13 protein-coding genes, 1 tRNA gene and 1 pseudogene are annotated in these 12,548 nt (G+C 69.8%); 8 read left to right on the top strand and 7 right to left on the bottom strand.

The features are described 5' to 3' along the window. Nucleotides 1-23: 23 nt before the first annotated feature. The 6 genes from ACIQM3_RS02005 (at nt 24) to ACIQM3_RS02030 (ending at nt 5,511) form a co-directional block, all read left to right on the top strand. Entirely contained in the window at nt 24-1,574 is a 1,551-nt protein-coding gene (locus ACIQM3_RS02005; protein WP_401619938.1) for an NADH-quinone oxidoreductase subunit M, read from the top strand. Continuing rightward, nucleotides 1,571-3,106 (top strand): NADH-quinone oxidoreductase subunit N, encoded by a 1,536-nt coding sequence (locus ACIQM3_RS02010; RefSeq protein ID WP_401617557.1) that lies wholly within the window; start codon nt 1,571-1,573, stop codon nt 3,104-3,106. Before ACIQM3_RS02005 ends, ACIQM3_RS02010 begins: the two co-directional genes overlap by 4 nt. A gap of 117 nt (nt 3,107-3,223) precedes the next feature. Further along, a complete protein-coding gene (gene mscL / locus ACIQM3_RS02015; protein ID WP_401617560.1) occupies nt 3,224-3,688 on the top strand; it encodes a large conductance mechanosensitive channel protein MscL in 465 nt (154 codons plus the stop codon). 219 nt (nt 3,689-3,907) lie between these two features. Further along, nucleotides 3,908-4,771, top strand: coding sequence for a zinc metalloprotease HtpX (gene htpX, locus ACIQM3_RS02020; protein WP_401617562.1), 864 nt, complete (start codon nt 3,908-3,910; stop codon nt 4,769-4,771). After that, complete coding sequence (locus tag ACIQM3_RS02025) at nt 4,768-5,160, top strand: YccF domain-containing protein (protein WP_401617565.1); 393 nt, start codon at nt 4,768-4,770, stop codon at nt 5,158-5,160. The genes htpX and ACIQM3_RS02025 overlap by 4 nt, the downstream gene beginning before the upstream one ends. Nucleotides 5,161-5,238: 78 nt before the next feature. After that, nucleotides 5,239-5,511 (top strand): GlsB/YeaQ/YmgE family stress response membrane protein, encoded by a 273-nt coding sequence (locus tag ACIQM3_RS02030; RefSeq protein ID WP_104788223.1) that lies wholly within the window; start codon nt 5,239-5,241, stop codon nt 5,509-5,511. A 102-nt stretch (nt 5,512-5,613) separates the two neighbouring features. Here the strand turns inward: ACIQM3_RS02030 and ACIQM3_RS02035 are convergent, their stop codons facing one another. Beyond that, nucleotides 5,614-6,102, bottom strand: coding sequence for a YajQ family cyclic di-GMP-binding protein (locus ACIQM3_RS02035; RefSeq protein WP_014154639.1), 489 nt, complete (start codon nt 6,100-6,102; stop codon nt 5,614-5,616). 162 nt (nt 6,103-6,264) lie between these two features. Here ACIQM3_RS02035 and ACIQM3_RS02040 point away from each other — a divergent pair. Continuing rightward, a tRNA-Tyr gene (locus ACIQM3_RS02040) sits at nt 6,265-6,346 on the top strand. Nucleotides 6,347-6,689: 343 nt separating this feature from the next. Beyond that, the gene (locus ACIQM3_RS02045) at nt 6,690-7,121 is read left to right on the top strand and encodes a hypothetical protein (protein WP_401617569.1); all 432 of its coding nucleotides are present in this window, start codon (nt 6,690-6,692) and stop codon (nt 7,119-7,121) included. A gap of 134 nt (nt 7,122-7,255) precedes the next feature. On the opposite strand, the pseudogene ACIQM3_RS02050 reads toward ACIQM3_RS02045, so the two are convergent. The 6 genes and pseudogenes from ACIQM3_RS02050 to ACIQM3_RS02075 form a co-directional block, all read right to left on the bottom strand. After that, nucleotides 7,256-7,909 (bottom strand): annotated as a pseudogene (locus ACIQM3_RS02050) (hypothetical protein); the annotation flags it as partial. Nucleotides 7,910-8,011: 102 nt separating this feature from the next. Beyond that, entirely contained in the window at nt 8,012-8,386 is a 375-nt protein-coding gene (locus ACIQM3_RS02055; protein WP_401617572.1) for a winged helix-turn-helix domain-containing protein, read from the bottom strand. Beyond that, complete coding sequence (locus ACIQM3_RS02060) at nt 8,383-8,961, bottom strand: hypothetical protein (protein ID WP_401617574.1); 579 nt, start codon at nt 8,959-8,961, stop codon at nt 8,383-8,385. Before ACIQM3_RS02060 ends, ACIQM3_RS02055 begins: the two co-directional genes overlap by 4 nt. Nucleotides 8,962-9,500: 539 nt before the next feature. Next, complete coding sequence (locus ACIQM3_RS02065; protein WP_401617577.1) at nt 9,501-10,697, bottom strand: MFS transporter; 1,197 nt, start codon at nt 10,695-10,697, stop codon at nt 9,501-9,503. 66 nt (nt 10,698-10,763) lie between these two features. Further along, nucleotides 10,764-11,408: a response regulator gene (locus tag ACIQM3_RS02070; protein ID WP_401617580.1), complete on the bottom strand. Its 645-nt coding sequence runs from the start codon at nt 11,406-11,408 to the stop codon at nt 10,764-10,766. After that, nucleotides 11,399-12,541, bottom strand: coding sequence for a sensor histidine kinase (locus ACIQM3_RS02075; RefSeq protein WP_401617582.1), 1,143 nt, complete (start codon nt 12,539-12,541; stop codon nt 11,399-11,401). The genes ACIQM3_RS02070 and ACIQM3_RS02075 overlap by 10 nt, the downstream gene beginning before the upstream one ends. Between the last annotated feature and the right edge of the window lie 7 nt (nt 12,542-12,548).

The following is a 12,548-nucleotide window of genomic DNA, read 5'->3' on the forward strand; positions in this document are numbered from 1 at the left end:
TGTTCGATATCAGCGCATCCGTGATGCAGTTCCTTCTGGCGTTCATCGTCGTCGGCCCGCTCCTCGGCGCGGCCACCGCGCTCCTGCCCGCCCCGCCCGGCCTCAAGGGCAGGAACCCCGACCAGGCCGTGCTCCGCCACGGCGTGACCGTCACCGGCGCCGTACTCCTCGCCGCGCTCGTCCTGGCCGCGGGCTTCGACCATGACCACCCGTCGAAGATGCAGGCCACCACGGACATCAGCTGGATCCCGGCACTCGACGTCCGGATCCACCTCGGCACCGACGGCATCTCGCTCCCCCTTCTCGTGCTGACCGCGCTGCTGACCTTCCTCTGCGCGCTCTACAGCTACTTCAAGCTCCCCGCAGGCCCCTCCCCGAAGGCCTTCGTCGCCCTGGTCCTCGTCCTCGAGTCCGGCACCCTCGCGACCTTCGCCGTCCTCGACCTGCTGCTGTTCTTCCTGGCCTTCGAGATGGTCCTCATCCCGATGTACTTCCTCATCGCCCGGTGGGGCGGCGACCGGAAGCAGCCCGCCGCCTGGAAGTTCATCCTCTACACGCTGCTCGGCTCCGTGATCATGCTGCTGGGACTGCTCCTCATCGGACTGAAGAGCGGCACCTTCGACATGGTGGCACTCGCCACTGACAACGGCCGGGGCCTCACCACATCCGTGCAGGTCATCGCCGTACTGGCCGTCGGGATCGGGCTGGCCGTGAAGACCCCGATGTGGCCCCTGCACAGCTGGCTGCCCGACGCCCACACCGCTGCCCCGACCGTCGGCTCGGTGCTCCTCGCCGGCGTACTGCTGAAGATGGGCACGTACGGATTCGTCCGCATCCTGCTCCCCGTCACCCCCGACGGGATGCAGACCTTCGCGCCGTACCTCGCGGCGTTCGCCGTCGTCGGGATCATCTACGGTTCCCTCGCCTGCCTGGCCCTCGCGCGCCCCGGCGCCAAGGGCGACCTCAAGCGCCTGATCGCCTACTCCTCCGTGGGCCACATGGGCTTCGTGCTCCTCGGCATCGCGACCATGACCCCCACGGGCGTGAACGGGGCGCTCTTCGCGAACATCGCCCACGGCCTCATCACGGGCCTGCTGTTCTTCCTGGTCGGCGCCGTCAAGGACCGTTACGGCACGGCGGACCTCGACACCCTGTCCGGAGCCACCGGAGCCGCTCTCTACGGTCGTGCGCCCCGGCTCGGCGGCCTCCTCGCCTTCGCCGCCGTCGCCTCGCTCGGACTCCCCGGCCTCGCCGGGTTCTGGGGGGAGATGCTCACGCTGTTCGGCGCCTTCGACCCCGCCGAAGGGCTCAGCCGTCCCGCCTTCCTCACCTTCATGTCCATCGGCGCCCTCGGCACCCTGCTCACGGCCGCGTACATGCTGGTCGTCGTACGCCGCGTCTGCATGGGCGAGCACCGTGAGCAGCAGCAGCCGGTCGCCGACATCCAGCGCTACGAGTTCGCCGCCTGGACCCCGCTCGCCGCCCTGACCGTCCTCGCCGGACTCTGGCCCGCCGTCCTCCTCGGCCTCACCGACCCGGCCGTGCAGAAGCTCCTCGCAGGAGGCAAGTCGTGACCGTGGCAGCCGACAGCGCAACCGGGGCGGCAAGCCTCGTCCAGTCCGTCGACTGGCTCGCGATCGCACCGCCCGTCATCGCGGCGTCCGTGGCCCTGCTCGTCCTCGTCGCCGACCTCTTCACCGGCGAACGCCGCAAGCCGCTCCTCGGCTACGGAGCCGTGGCCGGGCTCGTCGCCGCGCTCGCCATGCTCGTCCCGCTGCGCGCCGGGGACCGCTCCACGTTCTGCCTCACCGGAGGAACACAGGCCTGCAGCTACACCGCCGACCACTTCGCCCTCGTCATCCAGGCCCTCGTGCTCGGCGGAGCCCTGCTCACCGCGCTGCTCTCGATCGGCGACACCCGCAAGCTCCCCGCGGGCGAGTTCTGGTTCCTGCTGCTGTCCTCCGCGGCCGGAGCCGCGCTCCTCCCCGCCGCCCGGGACCTCGCCACCCTCGTCGTCGCCCTCGAAGTCGCGTCGCTCCCCGCCTTCGCCCTCGTCGGCATCAAGCGCGGGGACCGCCGCTCCTCCGAAGCGGCCCTGAAGTTCTTCCTGTCCTCCGTCGTCGCCACCGCCGTGATGCTCCTGGGCGTCAGCTTCGTCTACGCGACCACCGGCACGATGCACCTCACGGAGATCGCCGCCCGCCTCGACGACGTACCGGGCCGGTTCTCCACCCTCGCCGAGGCAGGCGTCGTCCTCACCCTCGTCGGCTTCGCCTTCAAGACGGCCGCCGCGCCGTTCCACTTCTGGGTCCCCGACACCTATGTGGGAGCGCCGCTCCCCATCGCCGCCTACCTCTCCGTCGTCGGCAAGGCCGTCGGCTTCTCCGGCCTCATCCTCGTCACGGTGATCGGCTTCCCCTCGTACGCCGACGTCTGGGGCCCCGCCCTGGCCGTCCTCGCCGCGCTCACCATGACCGTCGGCAACGTCGCCGCACTTCGGCAGACCGCGACCCGCGCCCGCAGCGCCGTTCGCCTCCTCGCCTGGTCGTCCGTCGGGCAGGCGGGCTACCTCCTCGTCCCGATCGCCGCCGCCGCGTACTCCAGCGACGCCCAGATCGGCTCCACCGTCGCCTACGCGCTCATGTACGCCGTGGTGAACCTCGGGGCGTTCGCGGTGGCAGCCCTGGTCGCCCGCAGCCGCCCCGGCAACCGCCTGAGCGACTACCGCGGCCTGTACGCCACCCGCCCCCTGGCCGCGCTCGCCATGGGCTTCTTCCTGCTCTGCCTGGCAGGCCTGCCGCCCGGCATCATCGGGCTCTTCGCCAAGGTCACCGTCTTCTCCTCGGCCGTCGACGCCGGGCTCGGCTGGCTCGCCGTCGTCATGGCCGTCAACGTGGTGATCGCGCTGTACTACTACCTCAGGTGGACCGCCGCGCTCTTCAGCGCCCCGGAGCCGGGCCCGGTCTCCGAGGAGGCGCCCAAGGCCCCGGCGCTCCGGGTCCCCGTCCCGCTCACCCTGGCGATCGCCCTCACCGCCGTAGCCGGAATCACACTGTCCGGCGCCCCCCAGCTCATCCTCCGTTTCGCCACCCTCAGCCTCTTCTGACCGGCTCCGACCAGCTTGCCCGTGCAGCCACGCGCAGGGCATGGTCATGCGTGCACGCGTCACGTATCGGAGCGCGCAGGACGAGCACACATTGAAGAGCACAGAGGAGCCAGAGCGGTGCTGAACGGGTTCAAGGACTTCATCCTTCGCGGGAACGTCATCTCCATGGCCATCGGCCTCGCCGTAGGAGCCGCCTTCACCGCGGTGGTCACCGGCTTCAGCAACGCGTTCATCGTGCCGCTCATCGGCCTCTTCACCCGCGGTACCGGCGACTTCAGCAAGGCCTCCTACAGCGTCGACGGCGTGACGTTCCCCTACGGCCTCTTCGTCAGCGCCGCCATCGCCTTCCTCATCACCGCCGCGGTCCTCTACTTCCTGGTCGTCCTCCCCATGGCCAAGGTCCAGAACCGCTTCACGACCAAGGAAGAAGAGCAGAAGGCCGACATCAAGGCCGCCCTGCGCGACTGCCCCCACTGCTTCAGCGAGATCCCCTCCATCGCCTCCCGCTGCGCCCACTGCACCAGCGAGGTCGAGCCGGACGCGGAGGCCCGGGCGCTCGCCGAGCTCCCCGCCCAGCGCTGACCTGCCGCCGACGGCCCTCACGGGCCCGCGCAGGCACACCCACCCGTACGGCCCAGGGGCGGATCCGACCGGATCCGCCCCTGGTGCCTGTGCCCCCGGCCACCTCGCACAAGGGAACTAGCTTCCGCCGCCTCGCGTTGACCAGTACGGGAGGCTCCACTGGGGAGTGGAGCACCACCGAGCAAGGGTTCCCCTGCTGCACCACTTGGAGGGCGTACCGTGCACCGCCGGCACAACGGGCTGAAAACCGCTGTACTCCTCGGGGGCCTCTCGGCCCTCATCATCGTCATCGGCAGTTTCTTCGGACGGACCGGCCTGATCGTGGCCCTCCTCGTCGCGCTCGCCACCAACGCCTACGCGTACTGGAACAGCGACAAGCTCGCCCTGCGCGCCATGCGGGCACGCCCGGTCAGCGAATTCGAGGCGCCGCAGCTCTACCGCACCGTCCGCGAGCTCTCGACGGCGGCCCGCCAGCCCATGCCCCGGCTCTACATCTCCCCGACCCAGGCACCCAACGCCTTCGCCACCGGACGCAACCCGCGCAACGCCGCCGTGTGCTGCACCGAGGGGATCCTCCAGATCCTTGACGAGCACGAGCTGCGCGGTGTCCTCGGCCACGAGCTGAGCCATGTCTACAACCGCGACATCCTCATCTCGTCGGTCGCGGGTGCCCTCGCCTCGGTGGTCATGTTCCTGGTCAACTTCGCGTGGCTCATCCCCGTCGGCCGGTCCGACGACGACGACGGCCCCGGCCTCCTCGGGATGCTCCTGATCATGATCCTCGGCCCGCTCGCCGCCTCCGTGATCCAGCTCGCCGTGAGCCGTTCCCGTGAGTACCAGGCCGACGCGTCCGGGGCCCAGCTCACCGGGGATCCGCTCGCCCTGGCGTCCGCCCTGCGCAAGCTCGACGCCGGGACCAAACAGCTTCCGCTCCCACCCGAACCACGGATCGAGACCGCGAGTCACATGATGATCGCGAACCCGTTCCGTCCCGGCCAGGGCATGTCCAAGATGTTCTCGACCCACCCGCCCATGGCCGAACGCATCGCCCGACTCGAGCAGATGGCAGGGTACCGACCATGAACGCAATCCTGAACGTCATTTGGCTGGTCCTGTGCGGACTGTGGATGTTCTTCGGCTACATCGCCGCAGGGCTCCTGCTCTGCATCACGATCATCGGCATCCCCTTCGGTGTGGCCGCGTTCCGTATCGGCGTCTACGCCCTCTGGCCCTTCGGCCGCACCGTCGTCGACCGTCACGACGCGGGCGGCGGTTCCCTCATCGGCAACGTCCTCTGGGTGATCCTGGCCGGCTGGTGGCTCGCGCTCGGCCACATCTTCACCGGCATCGCCCTGTGCGTCACGATCATCGGCATCCCCCTGGGCATCGCGAACTTCAAGCTCATCCCGGTCTCGCTGATGCCCTTCGGCAAGGAGATCGTCCCCACGGACCAGCCGTTCGCCACCCGCTAGACAGCCGGCCCGGGCAACCGCACCCGTCCCCGCAAGCGTCCTGGCTTGCAGGAACAAGTGACGGGTAGGTACGCGAACATGAGCATCATCAGCTGGATCATCCTCGGACTGCTGGCCGGAGCCATAGCCAAGTTTCTCCTGCCGGGCCGCGACCCCGGGGGCATCATCGGCACGACCGTCATCGGCATCGTGGGCGCCTTCCTCGGGGGGTGGCTGTCGTCCCGCTTCCTCGACCGCCCCATCAGCACGGACTTCTACGACACGGCCACCTGGGTGGCGGCCATCGCCGGATCGCTCGTCCTGCTGATCGCCTACCGCCTGCTCTTCGGCAACTCCCGCGACCGCCGCTGACCCGGCGCCCGCCCAGCCCCTTCGGACACGGCTACGGGGCGGGCCATGCCGACCGGCATACCCCGCCCCGCCCACGACCCGCTGCACACGGCAGCGAACCGTCTACCGGTAGTTGGCGAACTGCACCGCGAAGTCGAGGTCCTTGCCCTTGATCAGCGCCTGCACCGCCTGCAGGTCGTCCCGGCTCTTGGAGCTGACCCGCAGCTCCTCGCCCTGGACCTGCGCCTTGACGCCCTTCGGGCCCTCGTCGCGAATGATCTTCGCCACCTTCTTGGCGTTCTCCTGGGAGATGCCCTCCTCGATCGTGGCGAAGATCTTGTACTCCTTGCCGGAAAGCTGCGGCTCACCCGCGTCCAGCGACTTCAGCGAGATCCCACGCTTGATCAGCTTGGACTGGAAGATGTCGAGGATCGCCTTGACCCGCTCCTCGCCGTTCGCCTCCATCAGGATCTTCTCGCCGGACCAGGAGATCGACGCGCCCGTCCCCTTGAAGTCGTAGCGCTGGGAGATCTCCTTGGCGGCCTGGTTGAGGGCGTTGTCGACCTCCTGCCGCTCGACCTTCGAGACGATGTCGAAACTGGAGTCGGCCATGACGTGTGGCTCCTTGCGTCGTATGCGTTGGGGTACGGCACAAAGCCTAGCCACCCGGGCGCGCCCGGTGCTGATCAATCAGGTGGCGTAGCACCCCTGGGCATCAGGTATCGTTTACGACGTCGCCAAGGAGCCCCAACCGGGATCCAACGCGTCGTTCGAGGCGGTGTGCCCGAGTGGCCAAAGGGAGCAGACTGTAAATCTGCCGGCTCAGCCTACCCAGGTTCGAACCCTGGCGCCGCCACACGAACGAGAGGGCCCGTGAACAGCAGAAATGCTGCTCACGGGCCCTCTCTCATTGCCTGGCGCGATGAGCTCAGAGGGTCCGCGTTCCCGCTCGGGCTGGGTGTCTCTCGCGTGCCGACCAGCCCCGTGGGACGGGCGTGGGGCGACCATACGTGGGAAGCGGGCAAGTTCGGCTACGCCGGGTGCCTGGCTCGGGGCCCGGGCTGAGTGATGCGAGCTGAAGTGATCAGTACGTGAAGGGGATGTGCCCGATGCGCGAAGCGGGAGTGCGTCCGTGCGTCTGCCAGTAGTTTTCCTCGTATGCACGTTCGAGTGAGTGTGCGATATGGGGGTGGGGAACTATGTCCTTTCTGCAGAGTCGGCTGAGCAGCAAGCGGCGTTCGGTGTCCGTGGCGGGTGTCGCGTTCGCCGTGGCCGTCGGCGGCCTGGTGATCGCGGGCCCCGCGTCGGCCGCCGAGATCTACGACGTGACGACCAAGCCGTCCGGCAGCTACTTGAGCGCAGCCGGTTCGATGGACCTCGCCACGCACGGCGAGCACATCTCGACCTGCGACAACTCGACGGACGGCGCGGGAGTCATCGGCTACTGGAAGGTCGGCAGCGGCGGGACCGTCCACTCGCTCTACAACGGCAAGGGGCGTGCCACCTGCGAGGACGTCAACGCCAGTGCGTCAGAGAGCTCCCGGATCTACCTCAAGGTGTGCCTGCGGAACAACGGCACGGTGGTGACGGCGACATGCAGCGCATGGGAGTCGTTCCCGGCCGGCGCCTGACGGGCCGCGCCCCAGCCGAGAGTCGTGCACTTCGCCCCGCCGGGACCCGGACCCGGCGGGGCGAAGTGGTCTCGCGGTGGTGCCGAACGCATGAAGAGCGCGGATCCGAGTTGGTTGACCGCGACGATCCATCAGCCGAGATCGCGGGGGCGGATGCCCGGCCGGCCGTGGCAGACCTCAGCCAGGGCGAGGTGCCCCGAGACCAGGAACAGGATGCATCCGACCAGGTCAGGATCCCAGGTCAGTCTGTTCTCCTGCTGCACGGAGAGCCCTTGCAGCAGGGAGCTGAGCAGGTTGATGCCGAACACGAGCGTTCCCACGAACAGCAGGAAGGTGCTCAGCCAGTCGATCCGGCCGGGCTCGTAGCTCCACCATTTCCAGCGCGTTGCGGCAAGAGCGCCGATTCCACTGTCCCGGCGAGGTGCGTTGACCACCTGGAGCAGTGACGCATAGCCGCCCGTGTTGAAGAACAGGCCGCCGGCGAAGTAGATCCAGGCGCTCGTCGCCTCGCCGGTGCCGAACTGGGCCACCGCGGCACCGGCGGCGAACAGGCCCCACCCACCGTGAAGGCACCCGAGGCAATGGTGTTCAGCCGCCTGAGGCGGCCGACCGATTCGCTGTCCGGGCTTCGTGTACGGGGCGCCGCTCCGCCGGCGGCCCGCACAGCGAGCAGGCCGCGCCTGTGCCCGCCGCGACTCCCAGCCCGCCGTGCCTCCGTCGCTGGGATGCCAGGTCAGCGGGGTCGTGAACGGCCCCGCGCCTTCGGCTATCTCCTCGGTTCGGCTCACCCGCCGACCCCAGCCGTTTGGTGGGCCTTTACTCCATTTACGGCCGCAGCGGTGTGAGGCCGCACGGTCGCGGCCGGCGCGAGCGGACTCCTGCAGCAATGGTCACGAGCCGGGTGGACCGGGAGCGGGGTGGGGGTTCTCCAAGCGGAGGACGAGTGCGCGCAGTGCGCGAAGTTCGGCGTCCAGCGCCTGCGCGCCTTCGCGGGTGAGGGCGACCCACGTCCGGGGGCGCCGGCCGGCGTACCCCTTCTCCACGGTGATCAGACCCGATTCCTCCAGCACCCTCAGGTGCCGGGAGAGGTTTCCGTCCGTGACGGCGAGCTGCTGCTTGAGGAAGCCGAACTCGACCCGGTCGGCTTCTCGAGCGATGGTGAGAATGCCGAGCCGCACACGTTGATGGACGGTGTCGTCCAGCGACTGGGTCGGATGGAGTCCTTCCCGGTCGTCCCACGTGGCAGCCGGGCCTCCGACACTCATGCGGCAACCGTACCGGCACCGGCGGTGCCGGACGTGGCCCGGTGACGGGCCACCGCCCACTCGGCCAGGCCGGCGAGGAGCAGGACGGCGGCGAGCAGCAGCGCCTTAGCCTGTGGCCCGTCGGTCCAGCCGGGGTGCATGGGGTGCTGCCAGGGGAGCCATCCGCTGCCCCATGAGGCGCCGAGGTAGCCGGTGAGCGACAGGGCGTGGGTGATGCCCGCGGCTACGGTGATCCAGCTGCGTTCGACCAGCCCGAGGGCGACGAGCCCGATCCCGACCAGGTACCACGGAGAGGCGTAGCTGTTCTCCAGTACCACGGCCTCCCACGGCTGGTCCCTGCCGAACAGCAGCGCCGACACGGCGGTCGCGACGGCCGCGGTGGCTATGGCGGTCGTACGGATCCACGCGCCGCGGCGGGGGACGACGCCCCGGGACTCGCCACGCAGGTGGTACCAGCGAGCGAAGACGAACCATGCCAGGGGGAGGAGCGCGAACCACACGCCCCAGGCCGCGAAGCGCAGGGCGGCGCCGTCGAACTCGCCCTTCAGGCAGGGGGTCCCCGGTTCATGGACCACGCACAGGCCGCTCAACTCGGCGTAGGCGAAAGCCGGGTAGGACCCGATGCTGCGGCCGTGGGCCCGAAGTTGAAGGCGTACCGGGCCATCGGAGCGGCCACCAGTGCAAGAAGGCCGAAGCTGAGAAGAGAGACCCACGAGCCGTTCATCTGCGCCCGGGTCCTGGCGCGCAGGCCTTCCGTGGCGGCCAGCAGATCGGCGGCGTGCGCCCTCGGCCCGGTTTCCGCACTGCTCGGTGACGGTGTACCCACGATGTTCCCCTTGTGGTCGCGCTGCGTCAGCGTGAGGAAGCGGCCGCCGGGCGGCCGCCCCTCTCTCAACTTTGCGATGCAAAGTACATGGTGGTCAAGAGTGACTGCACTGAACCGCCGTCATCGAGGCCGCTGTCGACCGGGCTGAGGCAGCCCGGCACACCTGATGCGCAGGGCCCCCCGGATCGCACGACCGGTCGCCCGTACGGCCGACGGTGCTCCCTCAACCGTCCTCGGCCGTGCGGGTGCGGGGATGCGCAATCGTGCGACAGGCCGCGACAGCCGCCGTCATGCCCGCTTCACGGCCGGCCGCCGCACGAGGTAGAGGCCGGCGCAGGTGACCAGGACGGCCATGCACGCGATGAAGACCAGCCCCGCGTCCTGGAGCCCGATGTGGCCCGAGAGGATGCCCACGCCGATCACCGGCAGCGAGATGCCCGTGTACGCCACCACGAACAGCGTCGAGATCACCGCCGCTCGGCTGCCTGCGGGCGATGCCGCCGCCACCTGCGCCAGGGCCGCCCGGAATGCCAGTCCCTGGCCTCCGCCGCCGAGGAGCGCGCTCAGCACGATCAGGGGCAGCAGCTGCCACCACAGTGCGGCCGCGAGCAGCGCCAGTCCGCCCAGGAGGCCGGCGCAGCCCAGCGACAGCGACCGCTGTTCTCCGATCCTGCCGACCGCCGACTGACCCGCGACCGAGGCGAAGAAGGCCAGCGCGACGATCAGCCCGCTCACGGCGTGGTTGTCCACGTCCAGGAACTCGGCGAGGAACGCGGGGCTGACCGAGGTGAACACCCCGAACAGGGCGAACCCCACGAAGGAGGCGAGCGCCGCGGGCCTGAAGACCTTCCGGACCTCGGGCGGCAGCCCCGGGCGCTGCGGGCGGACGGTGCTCAGGGGGCGCCGCTCGCTCACGGTCTCCTTCAGGCCGAGCAGGACAACCCCGGAGACGGCCAGCAGCACCAGGTGTACGACGAACGGCAGATACAGCGGCCAGGGGGCGTACTGCGCGAGGATTCCGGCCAGCAGCGGCCCGCAGCCCAGACCGCCCATGTTGGCGGCCGTCGCCACGAACGAGGCCCGGGGGGAGCCCTTGCCGGGTGCCAGCTCCATGACGTACGCGGTGGCCGCCCCGGTGAACAGCCCGGCCGACAGGCCCGACAGCAGCCGCCCCGCGAAGAGCCAGCCCAGGGCGGTGGCACACAGGAAGCAGACGGCGCTCGCCGCCGCGAAGCCCAGACCCCCCAGCAGCACAGGTCGTCTGCCGACCGCGTCGGAGGCGTTTCCGGCGAGCAACAGCACCCCGATGACACCGAAGGCGTACACGGCGTACACGACCGTCACCGTCAGCTCGGAGAAGCCGAGTTCGTCCTGATAGAGGCTGTAGAGCGGGGTCGGCAGGGTCGTCCCCGCCATGCACACGGCGAACACCGCACCGCTGAGGTAACAGGGGAGCCAGCCTCGGCTGTCCGGGCCACCGTTCATGGGCCCGACGGTAGCCCGCCGACGCTCCCGCGAGCCGCAACGCCTCGCGGGCCCAGCACGAAGACCCTAGGACTCCAGGTATCTCAGGACCGCGAGGATCCGCCTGCTGTGACCGGTGGTGTGCGACAGCTCCAGCTTGTCGAAGATCGCGTTGAGGTTCTTCTCCACCGCACTCACGGAGATGTGCAGTTGCTTTGCGATCGCCGTGTTGGTGAGCCCCTGGGCCAGAGGTTCGAGCACGCTGCGCTCGCGGGGCGTGAGGCGGGCCAGGGGGTCCCCGTGCGTGGAGCGGATGACCAGCTGCCGGACCACCTCGGGATCGATGGCGGCGCCACCCGCCTGGATACGCTCCAACGCGTCCAGGAACTCGTCGACCTGCGCGACCCGGTCCTTGAGGAGATACCCCACGCGTTCCGCGCTGGAGGCCAGCAACTGGGCCGCGTAGTGGCGTTCGATGTGCTGGGAGAGCACCAGCACGCCGGTTTCCGGCCATCGCTCGCGGATCTCCAGGGCCGCGCGCAGCCCCTCGGTGGTGTGCGTCGGAGGCATCCGGATGTCGAGGACGACGATGTCCGGCCGCCGCGTCTCCATCTCCTCCATCAGGGACACCGCGTCCCCGAACGAGGCCAGGACCTCGTGCCCTTCCTCGACGAGGAGCCGTACCAGGCCCTCCCGCAGCAGCGTCGAGTCCTCGGCGAGCATCAGGCGCATGGAAGCTCCGCGGTCACCATGGTGGGTCCCCCCTCGGGGCTGTCGATGTGCAGAGTGCCGTCCAGCGCGTCCACCCTGCTGCGCAGGCCGCTCAGCCCGATGCCCGCAGGATCCGCGCCGCCCTTGCCGTTGTCCTGGGTGCGCACCGTGAGCACACTCCCGCCCAGCACCACGCGTACGGACACGGCCGTGGCGCCGGAGTGCTTGGCCGCGTTGGTCACGCACTCCGACACCACGAAGTACGCGGCGGTCTCCACCGGCCGTGGCAGAGGCCGGCTGACATCGAACACCGTACGGACGGGTATGGAGCACCGCTCGGACACCCCACCCAGGGCCTCCTCGAGACCCAGGCTGTCGAGCGCCGACGGATAGACCCGCCAGGCCACTTCGCGCAGTTCCGCGAGTACGTCCCTCGACTCCTGGTGCGCCTGGAGCAGCAGGGCGTCCGCCTGCTCGGGCTCGCGCCCCCTGCGGGCCCGTCCGAGCAGCATGGCCAGGGCCACCAGACGTTGCTGGATCCCGTCATGGATGTCCCGCTCGATGCGCCGGCGTTCGGCGTCCACCGCCTGTACGACCGCCGCCCGGCTGCTGGACAGTTCGTCGATACGACGGCGCAACAGCTCCTGCTCGGAGGGGCCGAAGCACTCGCGGGCGAGCCGGGAGTCCAGGGCGACGAGCGAGCGGAGCCCCTGGAGGTCGAGGAAGAGCAGCACCCCGCCGAGGACCACCTGCACCAGCAGTTCGTCCCACCCGAGCGAGCCCTGGACCACACCCCGGGACAGCAGTCCCGCCAGGACGACACCAAAACCCAGCAGCCCGATCACGAGGGCGCACAACAGGCCGGTGCAGCTGCGGACCGCGAGGTAGCGGAGGACCTTCGGGCCGGACGCCTCGTAGTGCTCCGGTAAGCGGTCGTCGAAGAAGAAGGACCTCCGCGCCCGTTCCACGCCCGTCAGCCGCAGAGCTCCCGCCACGAGGACGCCGAGGGCGCGGGCCCGGGTGAGCGACCACAGCAGGAAGGGGCCGAGAGCGGTGCCGGCCACGAGGAAGTAGAGAGATCCGGCCAAGGCGGTCGCGCAGCCGAGGATCGTGCCCAGGCCCCGGCGCAACCAGGAGAGTGTCCGACCGCCCACGACCGCG

Origin of the sequence: Streptomyces sp. NPDC091271, assembly GCF_044757505.1 — a bacterium.
Classification (GTDB): Bacteria; Actinomycetota; Actinomycetes; order Streptomycetales; family Streptomycetaceae; genus Streptomyces.